1 protein-coding gene is annotated in these 1,231 nt (G+C 63.9%); it reads right to left on the bottom strand.

The window, feature by feature from the left end; genetic code table 11:
* Positions 1-165 precede the first annotated feature (165 nt).
* Positions 166-1,231: DUF2156 domain-containing protein (locus A2I95_RS39640; RefSeq protein WP_291737834.1), on the bottom strand; the 1,066-nt coding region annotated here is incomplete at its 5' end.

Genomic DNA, 1,231 nt, shown 5'->3' with positions numbered 1-1,231 from the left:
CCGGACTGCAGGCCCATGGCGAACAGATTGGTGCCGGTTGCACCATCCGCCAGCAGAGCGTCTTTGGTTTCCAGCAGCTGTTTGAAAGTGTTTGTCATCGGTTTGATCCCGTGTCAGCAGGCCGCCCGGACGGGCAGGGCGGCAAATCGGTCTGTGTTCCCTGTCTCATGCCGGGCGGGCAAGGGCAATTTCATTTTCTTCATCTTCATTATGAGCGGGCGCCGCGGGGACAGCCTGGAGAACGGCGGGCGGGCGGTGCACCAGGCGCAGAAGCTCCCCGATGCAAAGCACCATCTGCAGCCAGCTGGGCGCTGCCATATAGCGCGGCTCCCACCTTGGCGCAAAGCAGGCCTTGAACCGGCGCAAGCCCCGGTCCACGCCTTTAGCCAAACGGTGATCAGGCACGGCCGCCAGCGACAAGCGCGGGATATTTTCAGCAGCGGCAGCGGCAATGCCGGCCCGCACCAGCGCATGGCCGGTCCCGTCCGGGACATCAGGGCGCATCCGGATCAGATCCAGGCACCATTCACAGGCGGATGTGTGAAAGCTGGCAAAGCCGATCAGCTTCCCGTCCAGGAATGCCAGGGTCAATTCCTGGGTGGCAAGATAGCCGGGATCGTACCTGCCCATCGTGGTTCCATAGGCGCCGCCATGTGCGGATTGCCAGGCTGCGTCGACGTCCCGCATCTGATCAAAGGGCATCCGGGCCGCGGCGCGGCAAACGTCAATGCCTGCCTTCTCTGCATGACGCAGTTTGCGGCGCAACTGGCGGCGGGAAGAACCGCTCTCGGAGAATTCAAGCGGGTTCAATACCGCGTCTTCGGCGATCCGCAGAACGCGCCAGCCGGCCTTGCGGGCGTGCAGCGCAGTGCGTCTGCCGCATTTGTAATAGCAGGCGGCGGCATTGCGGCCTTGGGCATGGTGGGCCAGCGAAGCAAAGGTCTCGGCTGCAAGGCCCGACAGGGGGTCAAACAGTGCAATCGATGCCTGCGGGCTGTCCAGCAGAGCAATCTGGTTGAGGCCAAAGGCCTGCACATGGCCGCCGTTCTGCCGGATAATCCCGGTTTCAGAGCATGCCCGGCTGCCGGGCAGGGCGGCTGGCGGCAGGCTGCGGCTGCCCATAAGGTCTGTTTCGCCGGCGGCTGAAACCCTTGCCGGCAGCAGTCCGGGAAAGACCATCAGCAAGACGGCCAGAACCGCCGGCACAGCATAGTAGACCAGACGGAAGGCC

The sequence above is a fragment of the Leisingera sp. F5 genome (assembly GCF_001593695.1).
Note: the sequence above shows the minus strand (reverse complement) of the source record. Positions and strands in the feature narration are given on the sequence as shown.